The following is a 19030-nucleotide window of genomic DNA, read 5'->3' as shown; positions in this document are numbered from 1 at the left end:
TTTAACAAGGGCATTACGCGTTGCATGAATAGTTTAATCACTATTTGCATTAGTGCCCGCTCGGATTCGCTAACATCTTTTAAGGTTTGCTCAACCGTCTGCTCATCCAGGCCACACGTCTCGGAAAGCAGTTGATGTAATGGCTGATTTTTAAAGGACGCTTGGTCATTAAAATTGTTAATAAAGCTGTCGATTGCCTGCATTTCCCGCTTTCTCTTCCTTCTGGCAATAAAAAACAAGCCGGCCGACAACAATATCAATACGCCCATCGCTTCCGTCAATAATATTACCAGTGCGGTATCCACTGCCATCATGCCAATCTCTCCAGTAATTTTTGTTGTTGTTTTTCGATAGCTTTTTTCAGCGCTTTGTAAACAAAAAAGCCAATCCCGCAAATAAGCGTATTAATCGCTAAGACGATGCCGATAATCATGCCCCATTCATTGTCGATCCTTGAATCAGGGGTGTCTGGCGTTTGATCCGTTACCGCTGGCGTCGCTTCATTCTCCGTAATTTCCGTGGCTGATGGCGCTTGCGTTTGTTCCGATAAGCCCAGAGGTTGCGGGGGGGTAAACAAATTGTCATCGATTATGACAGGCGGGAGCTCGGCTGTTACAACCGTTCCATCCAGGCCCTTGGCCAAAGCTTCGAAATTCAGCGATAGCGATTCCCCTGCCGGCAACTTATCCAGTTTCAATAGCCATTCGCCGTTTTGTTCCTTGATGATCTGCGATTCCGGCTCTTGGTTGGGTCGATGTGCGGTAGCGGTTATCGACAACGTTGACAGGTCGACAATGCCAATATCAGGTACAAATTTTAGGGTGACGGCGCGATTGGTATTATCAATTAATTTCTCCATTGTTATTAGGGTCGGAATGACTTCGAAATCCTTGGTAATTTCGCGTTTAAACGTTTTACCGTCGGCTACTATCGTCAGCGCATGTTTGCCCTTAGCCAAGGTGTCTAGTGTCTGAGAAAAAAAACCAGCTTCGGTCTTGATGGCGTTTATTTTGATCGGGGGGTGTTGATCGAGAGACAGGTTAATCGTGACCAAATCCAGAAAATCAGGTCGGCTGATCAGGGTATTCTGTTCGGTAAAATGAAGTTTTAATGATAAGGGTTGTTTTTCCCCTATGAAGCTTGAAAATTCATTTAAATGCAATTTCAGGTCGGTGAGAATCATGACTTGATTATCCGGGTCAATGGCGGCTTCTACATGCCATTCGCCAGGCATCGGCTGTTTAACCGTAACCAGATCATAACTATCCGTACTTAACCAGGCCACGGATTCGGAGGTACTGTTTTGGGTCAGCCTTTCCTGGTCCGGGCGGACAATCCGGGTAGTTGTTGCATTCGGTTGTTTGAATATCACCAGGGAAAATTCTTGAATACTGCTGTCGACAGTGAATGTGTTGTTTTCAAACGGTAATATGTCCTTTGGTGCGACTTTTTGTGCAGTCCTTAAAAACAGGCGTTGCAGCTGGTCCGCCGATTCGGCGGTTTCAGCCCAGCCGCCGGATTGAAGCGCCAATTTGTCCAATAATTCTCTATCCACTTGATCGGACAAAGCAATGGTTTGAACTTTGATTTTTTGTAACTGTAATTTAGGAATCCATTCGCTTAGAATCCGCTCCCGCGAATCAGCACTGACCATAATGTCTTTGGAGATGTCCACCATGCCGTCAGTCAGGATAATTAGATTTTTGTTACCATTGCCGGAAAAGCCCTTTTCAAGCGAAGTTTGAATGGCATCTTCAATGTGAGTGTAAATGCCATGCGAATGTATTTTTTTACTCCCTTTTAGCGCTTCCCGTCGCCAAGCTCCATCGACGGCGTCCGTATGGCTAAGTAGGCTGGTATGTTCGGCAAACAGCCATATAGATACCTTGGCATTGTCCGGCAGCAAATTAATTAATAGTTGGGTAGCCGCCACGCGCAGGTTTTGCGGATCGTTTTGTTTCATACTGCCGGATACATCGATCAGAACCTGTATTTCATTCGGTGCATCATAAAGTTGGGAGGCACTAACTACATTACTAACAATAAAAGAAAGATAGGTAATTAAAGCAATCGCTGATAGTTTCATAAGAGGAAGGCAGATTTTGTCTTTATTTGCTGAACTATAGTCCAATAGACGAGCATAGCGAATCGGCAACCAAATTTGCGCTAAACTTATGTTCGGCGATCTGTTGAAAAGCTGTACACTTAGGCTGAATTTATAACCTCTAGATCGATATTAAAATTAACATAGAAGTTTTGCCTCAAACCAACTATCTGATGTGGTAATACGTGAAGGCTTGGCTTTTCACTAAAAACCACGCGCAACTATCAAACACTATGAAGCTCGCGTTTTTACTAAGTCTGTTACAGCCTTTGGCAACCCTTGCAAGCGGGATTGGCAAACGGAAGAAACTTCTAATCATGATCTATCACCGAGTTCTGGATGAACCCGATTTCATGCGGCCCGGCGAAGTGGATAAAGTTGCCTTTACATGGCACATGCGCCTTTTGGCCAAACACTTTAACGTATTGTCATTGGCGGATGCGCTGGATCGAATGCAAAACGACACTTTGCCGCCGCGAGCGGTCTGCATCAGTTTTGACGATGGTTATGCGGACAATTACAACAACGCGTTACCGATTCTGCGGAAATTCAATCTGACAGCCACGTTTTTTATCGCCAACGGTTTTTTGAATGGTGGCAGAATGTGGAACGATACGGTGATCGAAGCGATTCGGCATTATCCAGGTCCAGTATTGGATTTAACCGAAATAGGTCTTGGACAATTCGATATGATTTATGAAACCCAAAAAACCCAGGCGTCCTGCAATGTCATTCAGCAAATCAAACATCTACCGATTGAAAAACGTGACCAATACACTGCCTATATTGCCGCTCAATCGCAAAATCTGCCGGATGACCTCATGATGACCAGCGAGCAGCTGACAAAATTATATCGAAGTGGTATGGAAATTGGCGGGCATACTGTCAATCACCCGATTTTAGCAACGCTGGATGATGAAACCGCCAATCAGGAGATTCAACAAAACAAGTTGTTTTTAACGCAATTATTAAACGTTGCACCACGGTTTTTCGCATATCCTAATGGCAAGCCGGATACTGACTACCTGCAAAAACATAAGCAAATGGTCATGCAGAATGGCTATCAAGCGGCGGTATCAACACATTGGGGCGTGGCTACCCAGAATAGCGATCGATGGCAATTACCCCGGTTTACCCCATGGGATAACACGCCTGTAAAATTCATGATTCGAATACTTTCAAAATTTAATTCTACCCAAATAAAGCTAGGATGCCTGAAATGACCAATAATGAGACTCAGCAAAAAGCATTCGATCATAGTACGCATCAAGAATTTGTCGATTATTACGCCAAGCAGAGTTTGACAGATGCAAGTGTGCAGAGAATGCGAGGCATATATGATTGCGTTAACAGAAATTTGCAACAGCGCGGTATCACGCAAAAGCTCAACGTAGCTGATATTGGTTGCGGCGTGGGTGTTATGAGCATGATGTGGGCTCAAGATGGTCATGCTGTGTATGGTTTGGATGTAAATGAAGCATTGGTGGATATAGCCAAGCAACGCGTTCAGCATGAGAAGTTGAATGTGGAATTTAGTCTAGGAACAGCAACAAGTTTGCCATGGGACGATGCGTCAATGGATGTCTGTATTGCCCCGGAACTTTTGGAACATGTCGAAGCGTGGGAACTTTGTCTGAGTGAGTTTGGCAGGATACTTAAGCCCAGTGGTGTGTTGTACATAAGTACCGCAAATAAATTATGCCCCAAACAACAGGAATTTAATTTACCCTTTTATAGTTGGTATCCCAGTGCGTTGAAACGCCATTTTGAGAACCTTGCCAGAACCACTCGTCCGGATATTGCCGGTTACGCAAAATACCCGGCGGTAAATTGGTTCAGCTATTATCAGCTGCGGAAAGAATTTTCGAAAATGGGTATGGATTCTTTCGATCGGTTTGACATTATGGATGTCGATAAAAAACCTGCTTATCAAAAACTAATTATAAACCTTATAAAACACAATCCTATTTTGCGTTGGCTAGGGCATGTAGCAACCCCTGGGCTATCGATGTTGGCGATAAAGAAAGCGTAAAAAATATGCGCGATTTACTTATTACGCTGATTGTTCTGACCGGCTGCTTCTACACTCTAAAACGACCTTATATAGGTATATTGTTATGGTCTTGGCTCAGCTATATGAACCCGCACCGCTTGGCTTATGGATTTGCGTACAGCATGCCATTTGCGCAAATTACCGCGATAACATTAATAGGATCAATGATATTTTCGAAAGATACGCGGAAATTGCCTATTAATAGCCTGACAATAATATGGATTATATTTGTATTGTTTATGGGGGTTACGACCATCTTTGCTTTTTATCCGGAAAGCGCATTAAAGGAATATGAACGAATCGTAAAAATTCAATTAATTGTATTTTTTACGATGATGCTGATCACCGATATGGAAAAAATGAAACAATTGATATGGGTCATAGCATTGTCAATAGGGTATTTCAGTGTCAAGGGAGGCGCATTTACGATAGCAACTGCTGGACACTATAGAGTCTGGGGGCCGGATCAAAGTTTTATAGCGGACAATAATAGCTTGGCGGTAGCGGTGTTGATGACTATCCCCTTAATGATCTATCTATATCAAATTTCCAATAAAAAATGGATAAAACTCGGACTGTTGGCGGCTTCCGTTTTAAGTCTGTTTACAATAATAGGCAGCAATTCTCGTGGGGCATTTTTGGCGATCGCCGCAGTGGGGTTATCGTATTGGCGTAAGAGCGAACACAAATTCTTAACAGGTGTGATTGTCGTAGCCATTACTGCAGGATTACTCGCATTTGCACCGGAATCCTGGTATGAACGTATGAATACCATGGAAAACTACGAGGAAGACGCATCATCTATGGGTAGATTGAATGCCTGGGAATATGCCTATAATGCTGCAAATCATAATTTACTAGGCGTAGGGCTTAATAGTTGGGCTCCGGAAACTTTTGCACTGTATGCTCCCAATCCTTTGGATGTTCATGCAGCTCACAGCATTTACTTTAGCGTGTTAGCCGATCACGGCTGGATAGGCCTATTCATGTTTCTGCTTATTTTCTATCTCAGTTGGCGAAAATTAAAAAATTTAATCAAAAGTACAGCCAATAATTTAGAGTTAAAAGAAATTCATATGCTGGTAAAAATGCTACAAGTTAGCCTTATAGCCTATTTAGTAGGTGGAGCCTTTTTGAGTCTATCCTATTTCGATTTGCCATGGCATATTGTTGGTTTCGTAGTTATTCTCAATCGGATCGTCGAGGAACAGGTTGATTCAGAAAATAGCATTCAAGCAAGCGTCAAAACATCAAAGCTTTCTCCCAGAAAAATTAAATCATACGCCAATTTTCGACAAAACTAACGACCAATAAGTAAACGGAAAATAAAAATGTTTTCTAATTTAAAAAAAACAATTAACACCAAGCAATTTAATTACTGCGCGAAAGAAATATTTAACTTGCCGGCTGTTAATTGTGATCGAAGCAGTTCGGTAGTCGTTTTAAGTCAGTTATGTAGCCGGGACTTGATTATGTATCTGGTGGCTATAAAATCCTTTACCCGGTATATAGTCCCGAGTAAGGTGGTTATAGTGGGCGATAGACTGACTGAAAGAGATGTATCAACATTACGGAAACAGATAAATAATATAGAAATCATAAATATTACGGATGTTAATACCAGTGATTTTCCAAAAGGTGGTTGCTGGGAACGATTACTCACTATTATCGATATCAGTAATCACCATTACGTTATCCAACTAGACTCAGATACCATCACTTTCTCAATGCCGGAGGAGGTAATGCAATGTATTGTGGATAATAGAAGCTTTACGCTAGGTACTGAGATGGGGCAAAAAATCATTACCTTTCAAGAGGCAACAAAATTATTGAAAGATCAAGGTGTTAATAGTCAGCATGTACAAGTCTTAGCCGAACTGTCCATGGCGGAAATCGATCATACAAATAATTTAAAATATATTCGAGGTTGCGCCGCTTTTACTGGATTTTCTAAACAAGGAACATCTAGAGATCGAGTTAAAAATATTACTCAACTTATTGAACAAAAAATAGGTGAGAATAAATGGAAAGAGTGGGGCAGTGAACAGGTCGCCTCAAACATAGCAATAGCCAACTCTGACGGATCACTGGTTTTACCTATCAATAAATATCATTATTTTAAGCCGGGCATTGATGCTAATCAATTTCACTTATTGCATTTCGTAGGCTCTAATCGATTTACCGGCGGTGAATACGCACGTTTAGCACGAAAACAGGTCGAAATATTAAAGTCTAGCCTTTAAACTTACCATCGACAAGGAATATGAATAAAATATACAGTGCGTTAACTAAATTACCAGCCTACATCAGAAATTTTGGTGTATATCATGGGATTCGACTCGCATACAGGATTGAAAATATATCAAATACTGCTGCAAAGTCAGATAAAATATCCAAGTATTATTTGCCAAATTACAGAAAATATATTTATCTAAGAGATTCTGTTGCGGATCACGCCACTTTCTGGCAGTGCCTGGTTAAAAACCAATATGATTTCAAGCAATTCCCTCAATCTAATCAATTGAATTCGGAATACAACCGACTAGTTAATTCAGGACAAACACCATTAATCATAGATTGCGGAGGCAATATTGGTTTAGCTTCCTTCTGGTATGCCCATTGTTTTCCTAACGCTAAAATAGTCGTGATCGAGCCGGATCAGGCAAACTTGGAGGTTCTAAGGCAGAATCTAAGTTGTTTTGGCGACAGAATTGTTATTCTGAAAGGTGGGATATGGAATGAAAAAGGATTTTTGAAAATATCAAACCCTAATTCCGGCTCGGCGGCTTTCAGATTAGAACTTATAGATGGTAAATCAGATAACAGTATTCGTTGCTACACAATCAGAGAAGTATGCGATGTGGCAAATAACGATAAGCCATTTATAGTCAAAATCGATATAGAAGGATCTCAAAAATATTTATTTAAAGACAATACGGAATGGGTTAATAACACAAACTTAATTACACTGGAGTTAGATGATTGGTTGTTGCCATGGCAAGGGACAAGTCGTAATTTTTTTTCATGTTTAAGTCAGTACCCATTTGATTATATTTTAAATGGTGAATCTATCTTTTGTTTTCGTGACTTTAGCAATAGTTAAAGTTATAGAAAATTGTCAATTAATACAAACAAAAATAATTTTAAAGAATTATGCGATGTTTAAAATGCATGCGGATAGGTTAACATTTGTCAAATACAGCAATAAATAAACAGATCGCCAAAGGTGCCATCTGGATGGTCGGTCTACGATTTTGCATAAAAGGCATTAGTATCGTCAGCACCATGATTCTAGCCCACTTACTTGTGCCGGATGATTTTGGTGTGATGGCGATGGCATCTTCGGTTTATGCGTTAATCGAACTAATGAGATCGTTTGGCTTTGATACAGTGCTTATTCAAAGACAAACCGCCGACAAAGATCATTACGATACGGCCTGGACGCTGCAAATAATATTCGCCATATTAGCAAGTGCATCCATTATTGCAGTTTCGGATTTGGCCGCAAGCTACTATAACGATTATCGGCTGGGTCTCGTTTTATCAACGATGGCGTTGGTAACGCTGTTCAATGGCTTTAATAACATAGGAGTCGTTGAGTTCCGAAAAAAACTCACCTTTGGCAAAGAATTTACATATCAGCTATTAATTAAATTGAGTGGCTTTGTTATTACCATTCCATTGGCATTTTATTGGCGAAATTATTGGGCCTTACTGATGGGTACAATTTCGAGTACGATGGTTTCTTTAATATTAAGTTATCTCATGCAAAGTTATCGCCCGAAAATTTCATTGAAGGTATGGAAGGATGTGTTAGGTTTTTCCTCGTGGCTGTACATAAATAATATTTTATTTTTCTTGAACCAACATTCTCAAAATTTTATTTTGGGACGAATGGGGGGAAGTAATGCACTTGGGTTGTTTAGCATTTCAAATGAAATAGGTGCGCTGGTAATAGGTGAAATCGTTGCACCTATTAATCGAGCTGCTTATCCTGGCTATTCAGCTGTTGCTAGTGACAAAGATAAATTAAAAGAAACCTATTTACGTGTATTTTCTTATATTGTAATTATTGCTGTGCCAAGTGCTATAGGAATTGCGATAACTTCTCCAGTTTTTGTTGCTGCCCTCCTTGGCGAAAAATGGTCTAATTGCGTTCCTATGATTCAAATTATTTCCCTAGGAAGCATATTTGTTGCCCTTAATTCTAGTTCAGGCTATATTTATTTGGCTTTGGGCAAGCAAAAATTTACAACTGCCTTGACCATTTTGTGGCTCTGTATACTAATACCATTAATGTTTTGGTTTGCCCCAAAAGAAGGTGGGTTGGGGGTGGCTAAAGCGATTTTAATTACATCGATCATTATGTTTCCATTTTATCAATTATGGATTAACAAGATCTTATCAATTTCAACTTTTAAACTAATAACAACTATAAAAAGACCTTTGATAGCATCTGTGGCAATGGGTTATATAGTTTTAAAATATTTGGAATATATAGGGGCGCATTACCACGATCTGGCGGGAGTTACATATTTATTATCAATAGTTATTTTGGGTGCGTCTTGTTTTGTATTTATACTTTTTTCATTATGGATTACAACGAAAAAAATTAGCAGCGCCGAGGATGATTTATTTACCAAACTCAAAATATTTTTAGAGGGGGACTCATGTTAACACAAGATGAAATGATCGGTCTGCAAGCTGAAAAGCATGAATTAGTTAAGCTCAGTCAATTCGATTCAAAAGAAGAGTTTATTCTCCACTTAATACATGAAGCTGCTTACAATTATGCCGCAATGACATCTATCGGCAAAAATGTTTTGGATTTAGGGTGTAACACCGGATACGGAAGCAATATCATTAATAAAAAATGCAAATCAATTTCCGGCGTTGATGTATCTGAAAATGCAATAACATTTGCCCTACGTGAGTTTTCGAATAATGGTATAGACTTTAAAGTTGTTAATGGAAAGAATTTACCATTTCATGATAATCAGTTCGATATGATTACAAGCTTTCAGGTAATTGAACATATTGTAGATTGCAGTAATTTTATTGCGGAATTAAAGCGAGTTTTATCTCCGAACGGATTCGTGATTTTTACAACACCGAATTCGTGCATTAGGCTTGATCCAGGAATGAAGCCATGGAATACCTTTCATGTTAAAGAATATACTGCGAATGAGATAGAAAGATTATTATCCGAATTTTTTGTCAACGTTAAAGTTTTAGGTTTATTTGCTACAGAAGAGATTACTACAATAGAAAAAAACCGTGTATTCTCAGCGCGAAATAATTGCCGATTAAGAAATAGTGGCGTTAAACAGGAAATGCCATTATTTCAAAAAATTGATTCAGTAATGCCCTATAGGATCAAAATTTTTCTTAAAAAGATACATAAATCCATTGTTACGAACAAGCAAGTAGTTGAGCTGCAAAAAAAATATACATGGAGAGATTTATGTTATTCCGACAAAAATTTAGACCAATCATTGGACTTAATGGTAATTTGCTCGAACGAAGAAATAAATTATGTGGTAGATGAAATAACAAAATAAATAAAATTTACTGCTCACCTCATTTGGTCTTATCAGGCTCATAAATACATGAATTCCACAATGGCAATTAAAGGGTGGTTGTTTATTCTGCCTTGGTCTCCGGATGCTATAGGCGGAATAAACCGAGTGGTGATTGAATTGTGCCGAGCTATGAAGCTAGATGGGCACTATCAACCTATCATTTTGGTATTAGACTGGTTAGCTGATAAGCCAGTGGTTATTGAAAAAATGGATTATATTGAAATTAGATGTCGTCTAAGGGTTCCTAGTAATGAGATTAAAGCGCTTATGAGCTTTATAGTATCTTTGCCCAGAACATTAATTTTACTTTCGAATATTTTAAGCAAATACCGTATAGCAGTTGTCAATCCACATAACCCCATATTATCAACAGTTTATTTTGTTCTATTGCGACTTATTAAGGTTAATTTCAGGTTATTCATATCAGTTCATGGGGCGGATTTAAAAGGTCTTGGGGGAGGGGGCAGAATTGAAAAGCGGTTGTGGAAGTGGATAATTAATCGGGCAGACGCCATCGTCGCATGCTCGAAAGGGTTGGCTGATAATTTTATCGCCTTATTTCCTGAGGCGGAAAGTAAAACAATATATATTCATAATGGTATTTCCGCCGATTTTTTAAGTTCCGAGCCAAATAGCGCGCGGATTAATATTTTGCCCCAACAATATCTATTATCGGTTGGCACTTTCGAACATAAAAAGGGTCAGGATTTATTAATTGCTGCATTTGCGATAATTGCAGCGCAATTTCCTGATCTATCTTTAGTACTTATCGGTCGATCAAGCGATACTTTAACCCTTTATAAGCAACAAGCTTTGCATGCAGGCTTGGAGCAGCGAATTATTTTTTTCGAAGATATTCCTCCCGACGACATTAGTGATTTTTATCGCCATGCTTCCTTGTATGTTTCATCTTCTCGCGACGAACCGTTCGGAATAGTTATGCTAGAAGCTGCCGCTGCAGGCATTCCAGTTCTGGCAACCCGAACTCTAGGAGCTATGGAAATTATTGGTGACGGTGTAGACGGTATGTTGGTGCCTGTTGATGATGTTGATGCCCTGGCTCAGGGGATAACTGATTTATTAAATGACCGGCATAAATGTAAGATTTATTCTAAAGCGCTAAAAGAAAAGGTTATCAGAAAATTTACTTGGAAAAACGCATTAGTTGAATACATGTCTCTGACAAATTAAATCTAAGGCTGCTTATTTCCAGACATTTAGTTTTATTAATTTATTCTTTAATCCCGGTGGCGGATTGCCGTGCTGATAAGCTTTTTGCGCATATTCTAGTGCTTTCTCATATTGCTTGAGTTCGATAAGAAATAGACTGTAAGTATATTCGATTTTAGATGAGCCAGGATGAATTTCCAGTGCCTTCTCATACAATTTCTGAGCTTGTTCGTGTTCGCCAATTTTTCTTAAATAATAGGCATATAGCGAATAAGTTGCGGCGTCATTAGGGCTAAAATGAATAGCCCGTTGAAAATAACATTCTACTGGAGTATAGATTTTTTCTGGTTTTCTTATTTTTTTATTGACGTCCAGTGTAAATCTAACCAGACTGAGCAATGCCTTATGATGATTCGGCCAAGCTCTAAGGGTATAATCGAAGTCCGCTAAAAAACTATCAAATCTAGGCTTAACCAAATTTTCAATAGCTGGTGTAAAATGGGCGACCTCGACAATGGTAAGTGCAGTGTCGGTTCCCCCTCCAATAGTGTTGTTTTTATCGGCATCATTTGTGTAATCGTAAGGCCCAAAGCCTTGTCCTCTGCCTGCGCACGAATACCCTTTTAAGTCGTTTCCTACCCAAGGAGCGGATTTTTTGGCAAAGACGGTTTGCACGCATAAACAAGAAAAAATTAAAAAGATAATTTGTTTAAGTTTCATTTCTCGACATTAATGTATTAACAAAATGTAAGGCCGGACTGGGAATGTGCTTCTTTAGTCGAAGGTGCGCCAATCTAGTCTATATTTAGATCATAAAGCTGAAAGAGTATTAAAATAATAGTTCTCATGCATTCATCGAAAGGGTCTGGCAGTTTTTTAGCATTAAAAACAAGCTAGATAAAATGATTCGTCGATGAGTCAAATAATATATCGTTTTTAAGATTAATCATTATTTAAAAGAATGACACTAATGACAAAATTAAAAATTCTTTTCCATAGCTTCATTTCGTATCTTTATCTAGCGCTAGTCAAGCATAAGCGTACATCATCGAGCAATGGTGCTGAGTTCAGTCGATTGGAAAATTATTTTTTCAGGGGTGGTGAAAAGGCACCTATTGATCAAGCTGCTTATATTTTAATCTATGCTGCGACAATTGGCGAGCTTAAGGCGGCTAGCGCATTCCTGAAGCAAGTACAACAAAAGTGGCCTACGAGCAGGTTGATTTTGATTCCTGGCCAACCTCAATATGCTAAGGTTTTTTCGGATACCTATCGACAAGCCATCGTTATGCATCGATTTCCTACTAATCCTACGCTTGTGAAGCAGTTTTTTTGTCATAATCCTATTCGATATTGCGTATTTGTTGAAGGACCGAGTCTGCATGGTTATTTTCCAATCAGACAAGATATGTCGTTACCTATCGGCTGTTTAAGGCGTCATATACCGATTGTGGTTATTAATGCGTGTCTTTATAAAAAACAAATCCATAGCAGAATCGATTTGATGGAGCACAAATTGTTTTCAGGGTTATTCCGAGAAGCCGTCAAGCACTGGTATGCGCCAAATGCCGAAATTGGTAAGGACTTAGAATTACACAATATCTCTAAGGACAAAATAACAATTGTCGGAGACATTAAGTTCGACAATGTCTTTTCTGATTGTTTTCAATCGTGCGGCCACGAAATTGATGAATATTTTCAACAAATCGCTGGAAAGTTTCGCTTGATTGTTGCTGGATCAGTCAATGCCTTTGAAGAGCAAAAAGCGCTTACATTTGCTTGGAAGTATATACAAACCAGTTTTCCCGACGTAATCTTGGTTATCGCACCTCGTTATGTAAACGATAAAACAATGATGGCTAAATTAACAAATTTTTTGGATAACCAAGGAATTGATTACGAAATGCGTAGCCAAGGCATCAATGCTATGTCCAGTAAAAAGTTGATTGTTGTGGATACCTTTGGAGAATTATCCTATTTTTACCAACAGGCCGAAATAGCGTTTGCCGGAAGAGGGCACGGCGTGCTCGAGCCTATGAGATATTCAAAACCGGTGGTAGTTGGGCCTCATCAATACTGGACAAAAGAAAACTCCACTTCGTATTTGTTATACCGGAAAATGCGCGACAAGCATGCCCTTATTGAGTGCTCCGGTTACGATGATCTAGGGGAATTATTCTTCACAATGCTTAAAGACAGACAGTTTGGTGAAGTTTATGTTCAGCGATACACTCAGATCATAAAGGAAAAAATGGGCGCTTCCGAAAAGATTATTGAACATATGCATAAAATACTAAATTTATAACCCAGTTCGACCTGCAAAATATTGCTTAGCTTATCAAGCTCGGATTCGCGTTCTTTGGAGGCAAATTGGCCATTTTTGTGAATGGGGTGAGGTTGTTTTTTCATGGGGCCGTGTTTTCGAGGCGCCTATAAGTAGTGAAGAGGGTTTTTAGTCTAGCGGTTGCGGTGTAAATGAGCATGATAACCATGTTGGACTATCACCGCGACCGGTTGACTGAAAATCCTGTTGGACTGAACCGCCGCAAAGGCATTGGAGCTATGGGGATTGAATTAGAACTGCACCATCAAAGCCGGATGCTCACGCAGGAGTAAGGCGTACAGCCAAACCTGCAAATTAATTTATAACAGAATTTCTGAATGTCTAACGACTGGAAATCCCACGGCATTGCCCAAACTTGTCGTGGCTTGAGCGTGTTCCCCCTTAACTTGCCATCTCTGGTCAAAGTGTGGGTGTGGTTCCGCTTGGTTATTCCGGAAACGTTCAGTAGTTTTTTTAAGTGGGTGTTCATGAACACGCTCCCGGAGGCCCACGAGGTAGAGTGCCAGGCAGGAAGGTTTCGATGCAAATCATGTGACCTTGATGACACTTCGGACAATCCCGTAACGATTTACCGGTGAGTTGTTCGTAGCGGTCGCGATAGTCTAATGTTGTATCGGCGAGTTTGTCCGCGGGAGCGGGGGCGTCGAGTAACTGCCGACAAAGAGCCAATTTAACCGCGCGATAGCGATTGGCAAGCAAGCCGTAATGCCGGATCCGCTGAAATCCGCTGGGCAGGATGTGCAACAGGAAGCGGCGGATAAACTCCTCAACATCCAGGCACATCATCTTTTGGCGCGATTCGTGTCGGTAATCCTTCCAGTGAAAGCGGACCTTGCCATCGATGCATTCGATCAGACGATGATTGGCAATGGCCACCCGATGCGTATAGCGCCCCAGATACTCGAGAACATGCTGAGGACCACCAAATGGTGGCTTGGCGTAAACCACCCATTCGACCTTTTTTACCGGAGCCAGATACCGGGCAAAGATATCGGGACTTTGCAGCGCTTCAAGGGCGTTGAAAAAGTGCAACTGCCCAGCGTCAAAGGCAGTCTGCAACTGCGCCAGAAACAAGCGACGAAACAACCGAGACAGTACGCGTACTGGCAAAAAGAAGCCTGGGCGACAGGCAATCCAGCCCTCGCGGTCGGCACTTAAACCACCACCCGGAATGACACAATGCAAATGCGGATGATGCTACAAGTTTTGGCCCCAGGTATGAAGTATGGCGATGAAGCCGATCTCGGCGCCCAAGTGCTTGGGGGTGGCGATGGCCTCGGGCAGCGTAAAGACCACATGAAAATACTCAACGGGAATGAGGTCGGCCTGGCGATCTTCCAGCCATTGCGCGCGCACCAGTGACTGGCATTTAGGGCAGTGCCGATTGCGGCAACTGTTGTAGGCAATGCGCTGATGGCCGCAGTGATCGCACTCCTCGACATGGCCGTCGAGAGCCGCGGTGCGGCAACGTTCGATTGCACTCATCTTACAGTACTGCCCATACCTGAGGGACTCAGCGTGTTGCTGTCGGTAGGCAGAACTGTTGGCGCCAACACATACCTGCTCCTGCTAAAAAAATCACAGCATGCCGCAGGCGGTTTATTTTTTATAGGCGGTACCGCTGGCCGGTTACGATCCTTGCGCCCTTTCCCTTGATCGACGCGCAGCATCATACGCTGGCTATCGAGGTCGCTCACCTTGAGATGAATGGCTTCGGAGACCCGCAGCCCCGCTGCGTAGGCCGTCATGAGAATCGTTCGATGCTTGATGCTGTTGACCGAAGCCAGGAAATGCATGACTTCCTCACCATTAAGAATCACCGGCAGCTTGAAGGGCCGTTTAGGCATGGGGATCTCATCAATGGCCCAGTCGCGTTTGAGCGTGACTTTGTACTAAAAGCGCAGCGCGCCGGTGGCCACACTGATGCTGCTCGGAGAAAGTCTGCGGGTCTTTGTTAAATAAACCTGATAAGCACGAATCGCTTCCTGATCAAGTTCATCCGGGGAACGGTGAAAATACATAAGCGATAACCTGTTGCAGGTAGGCTGATTGGGTATTATCGGCGAGGTTACGAATCCGCATATCGTCGATCATGCGTTGACGCAACGCTGTGATGGTTTGAGTTGATGTAGACATGATGCTGCTCCTGTCTTGAGTAAGGCGGGTTGCCTTATCCCTTAACATTAGGAACAGTTTTAAGTTTTCAATTACAGGAAAGCTTAGGATCGCAGCGATCACTACCGCGATAGCGGTTTAGTCCAATGCAATTTATGAAATAAGCAGTTTTAACTTATTAATTATGCGCGTTATCAGTGGTGTATTTTGTCTATATAACAATGTTCGATATTCGTTATGCCTGATAAATGCATTTTTGTATATTTCCGTCATGACATAAGATAGTCTATCTTGACTTACGTCTTGCTTGATTACGTTACTGCATACCGCGATTATGCACTGCGCATTTTTTTCACCAATATCTGATAATGCACCTATGTGTTGAATATTGGTGTTTTTATCTCTAGGAATTTGATATAAATATTCAACTTCATCAAAAAATTGATCTAATAGTTCTTTAAATAAGGAATAATTAAAATCAAAAAAATGATGGTCTGTTAATCCCCAATTATTAGGAACTGACAAGATCGCCTTTCCATTATTAGGCTTTAATAGGCGTGAAATTTCCATCATGTGAGAAATTGGACACAATGTATGCTCTACAGTTTCAAATGAAACGATCACATCAAACGCGGCATCCTCGAATGCAGTATATTCAACTGTTGAGCGCTGGAAATGTATATTTTGGGCGCCATAGGTGTTAGTAGCATAATCAATAGTATCAGGGGATATGTCAATGCCAATGGCTTGTTTAGCTTTTTCGCCTAATATGGCTGTGCCATAACCTGTTCCGCATGCACCATCTAAAACGAGTTTGTCTTCGCAGAATGGTTGAGCGAAAAAATATCTATCCAAATGAAATTGTCGTCTTTCTGGATTGAACATATCATTATTAGCATCCATGCGTAATTCCTTGTTTGACGATAACCATGTTGTTATATTTGTCGCGATTTCGGAGTTTATGTCCATAATTTATTTTTATTTATAAGCTTGTTATTCAGGATGTCTTGGTATCATTTAATAAAATGCATTAAATTAGAGTAATAATTAATATGATACAAGACTCTTATTTCCTCACTCCACTTAGTATGCCAATCCATCACCTTGCCATAAAACTCTATTTTTTCCACTAACTGATTGTTGAAAATATATTCAAATGCCTCTTTACGCATCAGCATAGCCGGTGAAGATGTGGTTATGGTTTCGTCATAAGTGGTTTTTAGGATAATTAAACTATGGCCATCTTTTATACATAGATCGGTGGCCACTAGCCGGTCGTCATAGTGATACTGGAAAATCAAGGCATCCTGACGGTGGCAAAAATTAATCAGCATATCGCGATAAAATTTGCCTTGGTCGTTGTCGATGTGGATAGCCGTGCCACCTGCATTTTTCCAGCCGGCCGATTCCAGTCGGCCGTAATCTACTATTGCTTGCGGTATTTCTTCAGCTGCAGTAATTATCTTTAATGTCACTTGAACTTCTTCGCGCGCTAAACGATTGCGCTGCCGATTCAAGTTTTGCCGTAAATTTTTTCCGCGCTGTGACCAATAATCGTCAAAACTACCCTTTACGCTAACGCGTGCCGTTTGAATATAATCCAGCGTGCTTAACCCGCTGGATTTTACGGGTCTTGGCAATAAATCGGGGTCCTGTTGGGTGATGCCGGCAAGCAAGGTGGGGAAAGGCAAAGCTTTACGTAATTGCGACAGCAAAGAGGCCGTAGGGATGGCTTTATTCTGCAGCCATAACCCCAGCGGAGCTTGCGATGGCTGCAACGTTTCCCATACGCCGAACTTGGCCTTTCTAACAATAGCCATGGCGGTGGGATTCCGGCTATCGCCGTGTATCGCCAGTTTGTCTGTGCTGTTCGAAAAATAGTCGAGTAAAGGGCTTACGAAATCGCTGGACAGTAGGGGTGTATTAGCCTCTTGTTTATTGAGTCTATCCCAGCTTTCGCTGTATTGCTTAAATTCGGCTATAGGATATAAATGCCAATTCATGATTTGTCCGAAAATATTTCTTTGATTTTGTTCAACATCCAGTCGATTTCGCCGGGTGTTAACGATTGGTGGCAAGGAAACTGAAAAATATGCTTGGAGTATTCAACGCTGATAGGGCAAACATCTTTTGTGACTGCCGCGTCGAGAAATTCACCGAAGCGCCAAACGGGCACGCCTTGCATTTTAAGGGTGAGAAAATATTTCTCAGGATGGCTGACATATAAAGGGTAAACCCAAGGTACTGTGTGATCCGGCAGCGCTGGAAATAAAGGATGGCAACCTGGTAAGGTCTGCAATGACTGATGAAGAGTCTGATAATTTTGACGGCGTTGCTCAGCCATATAACTAAGCTCGGCGTTTCGGACTATCCGGTCGGAAAATATGGACATGGTTTTGTGTATCCATGCTTCGTCCAGGCCGAAACCGCCTTCTGAAGAAGAAGGTCCCAGGCCAATGCCTTGACGATCCGGTTTCAGACTTTTCAGAAAAGCCCATAGCTTATCCTTGAGTTTGAAAGATGCGTTAATGAGCCGGCCCAGCAATCCTAAACGATGATAAAAAACCGCCGCTTCCAGGCAATTAATCGCTGATTTAATTTGAAAAATTAACGAAGGCGACGAGAGTTTTATATCCGAGATATCTCGACTTGTTGAGCAAATCAATCCTCCTTCGTAAATTGGAAGGAACTTCATGCAACTGGCGACAGCGTAATCGCCGGTAGTGCCGATCGGTTGTCCTGAAGACAAGCCAAACAGGGCATGGGCGCAGTCTTCAATCAAAACAATGGCATGCTTTGTACATAACGCTCTAATTTGTTGCAATTGCTGTTCGAAACCAAAGTAATGAGTAACAATGATTGCCCGGGTTTTCGAGGTGATTTTTGCGTCTATATCCTCAAGTTGAATGCTGGTATCCGGATTAATTTTATAAAAAATAGTCGTAGCTCCCAGCCATCGTGCTGGCGCAACCATCGCCTCGCAATGATAAGCAGGAATTAAAACTTCATCGCCTGTTGTGATGTTGGCATGTTCAAGAGCTAAAGCGATAGAAGCACGTCCACTGGTCGTGAATCGAGCATCTTTAATGCTCAAAATAGATGGAACATCAGTTTTAACTGGGCGCTTATTCGTAACAAAATCAAGTAAAGCAGAGGGGGGGATGCTAGGTGCCGGGAAATTTGGTGTGCTCATATTGTGTGGAGGTTTTTCTACAAAATCCGTCAGAGTAAGGGAAACGCGTAAAACGGTTTGCCCATGTATGTTAGGGAATGTATGATCTCCGCACTGTTCATGTCAACATTGGATTGTATTGAATAATATATATTTGTTTTAAATCAATAGTCTAAACTTTATCAGGAATTAATGTGGAATTATTGAATCAGGTAAATGCAATTTTATACCGAGTTTTAGGAATTGACGAAGCACGTCAAACGTTTCTACCCAATAGTCTTTTATTGGGTACCATTCCCGAATTTGACTCTATGGCGGTAGTTACCGTCATCACCAGTCTGGAGGATCAGTTCGGTTTTGTTGTCGATGATGACGAAATCGATGCATCGGTCTTTGAAACAGTGGGCACCTTGGTTACTTTTGTCGAAGAGAAATTGAAATCTGCTTGATGTTTGTTGAGCACCGTATTGGTTATTTTATGCACTTGCAG

General features: G+C 41.2%; 20 protein-coding genes and 1 pseudogene. 11 read left to right on the top strand and 10 right to left on the bottom strand.

The window, feature by feature from the left end:
- A partial coding sequence (locus M0R33_RS06500) for a hypothetical protein (protein ID WP_292566750.1) occupies nt 1-314 on the bottom strand: 314 nt, incomplete at its 3' end.
- Nucleotides 311-2086 carry a vWA domain-containing protein gene (locus tag M0R33_RS06495; protein WP_292566747.1) on the bottom strand — a complete coding sequence of 592 codons (1776 nt, stop codon included), beginning with the start codon at nt 2084-2086 and terminating at the stop codon, nt 311-313. The genes M0R33_RS06495 and M0R33_RS06500, both read right to left, overlap by 4 nt.
- A gap of 335 nt (nt 2087-2421) precedes the next feature.
- On the opposite strand from M0R33_RS06495, the gene M0R33_RS06490 reads away from it, so the two are divergent.
- From M0R33_RS06490 to M0R33_RS06455, 8 genes are all read left to right on the top strand, one after another.
- On the top strand, nt 2422-3327 hold the full coding sequence (locus tag M0R33_RS06490) for a polysaccharide deacetylase family protein (RefSeq protein ID WP_292566745.1): 906 nt from the start codon (nt 2422-2424) through the stop codon (nt 3325-3327).
- Entirely contained in the window at nt 3315-4136 is an 822-nt protein-coding gene (locus tag M0R33_RS06485) for a class I SAM-dependent methyltransferase (RefSeq protein ID WP_292566743.1), read from the top strand. The genes M0R33_RS06490 and M0R33_RS06485 overlap by 13 nt, the downstream gene beginning before the upstream one ends.
- Before the next feature lie 5 nt (nt 4137-4141).
- Entirely contained in the window at nt 4142-5461 is a 1320-nt protein-coding gene (locus tag M0R33_RS06480; protein ID WP_292566741.1) for a putative O-glycosylation ligase, exosortase A system-associated, read from the top strand.
- A gap of 228 nt (nt 5462-5689) precedes the next feature.
- Nucleotides 5690-6400, top strand: a complete 711-nt coding sequence (locus M0R33_RS06475; protein WP_292566738.1) for a hypothetical protein — start codon at nt 5690-5692, stop codon at nt 6398-6400.
- Between the two features lie 20 nt (nt 6401-6420).
- The gene (locus tag M0R33_RS06470) at nt 6421-7260 is read left to right on the top strand and encodes an FkbM family methyltransferase (RefSeq protein ID WP_292566735.1); all 840 of its coding nucleotides are present in this window, start codon (nt 6421-6423) and stop codon (nt 7258-7260) included.
- An 86-nt stretch (nt 7261-7346) separates the two neighbouring features.
- Complete coding sequence (locus M0R33_RS06465) at nt 7347-8834, top strand: lipopolysaccharide biosynthesis protein (protein WP_292566732.1); 1488 nt, start codon at nt 7347-7349, stop codon at nt 8832-8834.
- Entirely contained in the window at nt 8828-9718 is an 891-nt protein-coding gene (locus M0R33_RS06460; protein ID WP_292566729.1) for a class I SAM-dependent methyltransferase, read from the top strand. Before M0R33_RS06465 ends, M0R33_RS06460 begins: the two co-directional genes overlap by 7 nt.
- 48 nt (nt 9719-9766) lie before the next feature.
- Nucleotides 9767-10930, top strand: coding sequence for a glycosyltransferase family 4 protein (locus tag M0R33_RS06455; protein ID WP_292566726.1), 1164 nt, complete (start codon nt 9767-9769; stop codon nt 10928-10930).
- Nucleotides 10931-10942: 12 nt separating this feature from the next.
- Here M0R33_RS06455 and M0R33_RS06450 read toward each other — a convergent pair whose 3' ends face one another.
- Entirely contained in the window at nt 10943-11629 is a 687-nt protein-coding gene (locus M0R33_RS06450) for a tetratricopeptide repeat protein (protein WP_292566723.1), read from the bottom strand.
- Nucleotides 11630-11879: 250 nt separating this feature from the next.
- Between M0R33_RS06450 and M0R33_RS06445 the strand changes: the two genes are divergently transcribed.
- Complete coding sequence (locus M0R33_RS06445) at nt 11880-13214, top strand: hypothetical protein (RefSeq protein ID WP_292566719.1); 1335 nt, start codon at nt 11880-11882, stop codon at nt 13212-13214.
- A 185-nt stretch (nt 13215-13399) separates the two neighbouring features.
- Entirely contained in the window at nt 13400-13525 is a 126-nt protein-coding gene (locus M0R33_RS06440) for a hypothetical protein (RefSeq protein WP_292566717.1), read from the top strand.
- 193 nt (nt 13526-13718) lie between these two features.
- Here the strand turns inward: M0R33_RS06440 and M0R33_RS06435 are convergent.
- The 7 genes and pseudogenes from M0R33_RS06435 to M0R33_RS06410 form a co-directional block, all read right to left on the bottom strand.
- A pseudogene (locus M0R33_RS06435) lies at nt 13719-14786 on the bottom strand (transposase); the annotation flags it as partial.
- A complete protein-coding gene (locus tag M0R33_RS06430) occupies nt 14735-15049 on the bottom strand; it encodes a tyrosine-type recombinase/integrase (protein WP_292566761.1) in 315 nt (104 codons plus the stop codon). The pseudogene M0R33_RS06435 and the gene M0R33_RS06430, both read right to left, overlap by 52 nt.
- Nucleotides 15050-15145: 96 nt before the next feature.
- On the bottom strand, nt 15146-15274 hold the full coding sequence (locus M0R33_RS24385; protein ID WP_366043231.1) for a phage integrase N-terminal SAM-like domain-containing protein: 129 nt from the start codon (nt 15272-15274) through the stop codon (nt 15146-15148).
- Nucleotides 15249-15389: a hypothetical protein gene (locus M0R33_RS06425; RefSeq protein ID WP_292566714.1), complete on the bottom strand. Its 141-nt coding sequence runs from the start codon at nt 15387-15389 to the stop codon at nt 15249-15251. Before M0R33_RS06425 ends, M0R33_RS24385 begins: the two co-directional genes overlap by 26 nt.
- Before the next feature lie 132 nt (nt 15390-15521).
- On the bottom strand, nt 15522-16271 hold the full coding sequence (locus tag M0R33_RS06420; RefSeq protein ID WP_292566711.1) for a class I SAM-dependent methyltransferase: 750 nt from the start codon (nt 16269-16271) through the stop codon (nt 15522-15524).
- Between the two features lie 110 nt (nt 16272-16381).
- Nucleotides 16382-17371: a GNAT family N-acetyltransferase gene (locus M0R33_RS06415; RefSeq protein ID WP_292566708.1), complete on the bottom strand. Its 990-nt coding sequence runs from the start codon at nt 17369-17371 to the stop codon at nt 16382-16384.
- A complete protein-coding gene (locus M0R33_RS06410) occupies nt 17368-18561 on the bottom strand; it encodes an aminotransferase class V-fold PLP-dependent enzyme (RefSeq protein WP_292566707.1) in 1194 nt (397 codons plus the stop codon). Before M0R33_RS06410 ends, M0R33_RS06415 begins: the two co-directional genes overlap by 4 nt.
- A 173-nt stretch (nt 18562-18734) precedes the next feature.
- On the opposite strand from M0R33_RS06410, the gene M0R33_RS06405 reads away from it, so the two are divergent.
- The gene (locus M0R33_RS06405) at nt 18735-18989 is read left to right on the top strand and encodes an acyl carrier protein (RefSeq protein WP_292566704.1); all 255 of its coding nucleotides are present in this window, start codon (nt 18735-18737) and stop codon (nt 18987-18989) included.
- Nucleotides 18990-19030: the final 41 nt, after the last annotated feature.

The organism is Methylomonas sp. (genome assembly GCF_023228165.1).
In the GTDB taxonomy this organism is placed as follows: domain Bacteria; phylum Pseudomonadota; class Gammaproteobacteria; order Methylococcales; family Methylomonadaceae; genus Methylomonas.
This window is presented reverse-complemented; position numbering and strand designations above follow the sequence as displayed.

Bases quoted from the DNA above. Each gene is read 5' to 3' on its own strand.
- M0R33_RS06490 (WP_292566745.1), top strand. From the start codon at position 2,422: ATGATCTATCACCGAGTTCTGGATGAACCCGATTTCATGCGGCCCGGC.
- M0R33_RS24385 (WP_366043231.1), bottom strand. From the start codon at position 15,274: ATGTATTTTCACCGTTCCCCGGATGAACTTGATCAGGAAGCGATTCGT.
- M0R33_RS06420 (WP_292566711.1), bottom strand. From the start codon at position 16,271: ATGGATGCTAATAATGATATGTTCAATCCAGAAAGACGACAATTTCAT.
- M0R33_RS06430 (WP_292566761.1), bottom strand. From the start codon at position 15,049: ATGCATTTCCTGGCTTCGGTCAACAGCATCAAGCATCGAACGATTCTC.
- M0R33_RS06460 (WP_292566729.1), top strand. From the start codon at position 8,828: ATGTTAACACAAGATGAAATGATCGGTCTGCAAGCTGAAAAGCATGAA.
- M0R33_RS06415 (WP_292566708.1), bottom strand. From the start codon at position 17,371: ATGAATTGGCATTTATATCCTATAGCCGAATTTAAGCAATACAGCGAA.
- M0R33_RS06450 (WP_292566723.1), bottom strand. From the start codon at position 11,629: ATGAAACTTAAACAAATTATCTTTTTAATTTTTTCTTGTTTATGCGTG.
- M0R33_RS06440 (WP_292566717.1), top strand. From the start codon at position 13,400: ATGTTGGACTATCACCGCGACCGGTTGACTGAAAATCCTGTTGGACTG.
- M0R33_RS06470 (WP_292566735.1), top strand. From the start codon at position 6,421: ATGAATAAAATATACAGTGCGTTAACTAAATTACCAGCCTACATCAGA.
- M0R33_RS06480 (WP_292566741.1), top strand. From the start codon at position 4,142: ATGCGCGATTTACTTATTACGCTGATTGTTCTGACCGGCTGCTTCTAC.
- M0R33_RS06425 (WP_292566714.1), bottom strand. From the start codon at position 15,389: ATGTCTACATCAACTCAAACCATCACAGCGTTGCGTCAACGCATGATC.
- M0R33_RS06455 (WP_292566726.1), top strand. From the start codon at position 9,767: ATGAATTCCACAATGGCAATTAAAGGGTGGTTGTTTATTCTGCCTTGG.
- M0R33_RS06445 (WP_292566719.1), top strand. From the start codon at position 11,880: ATGACAAAATTAAAAATTCTTTTCCATAGCTTCATTTCGTATCTTTAT.
- M0R33_RS06485 (WP_292566743.1), top strand. From the start codon at position 3,315: ATGCCTGAAATGACCAATAATGAGACTCAGCAAAAAGCATTCGATCAT.
- M0R33_RS06495 (WP_292566747.1), bottom strand. From the start codon at position 2,086: ATGAAACTATCAGCGATTGCTTTAATTACCTATCTTTCTTTTATTGTT.
- M0R33_RS06410 (WP_292566707.1), bottom strand. From the start codon at position 18,561: ATGAGCACACCAAATTTCCCGGCACCTAGCATCCCCCCCTCTGCTTTA.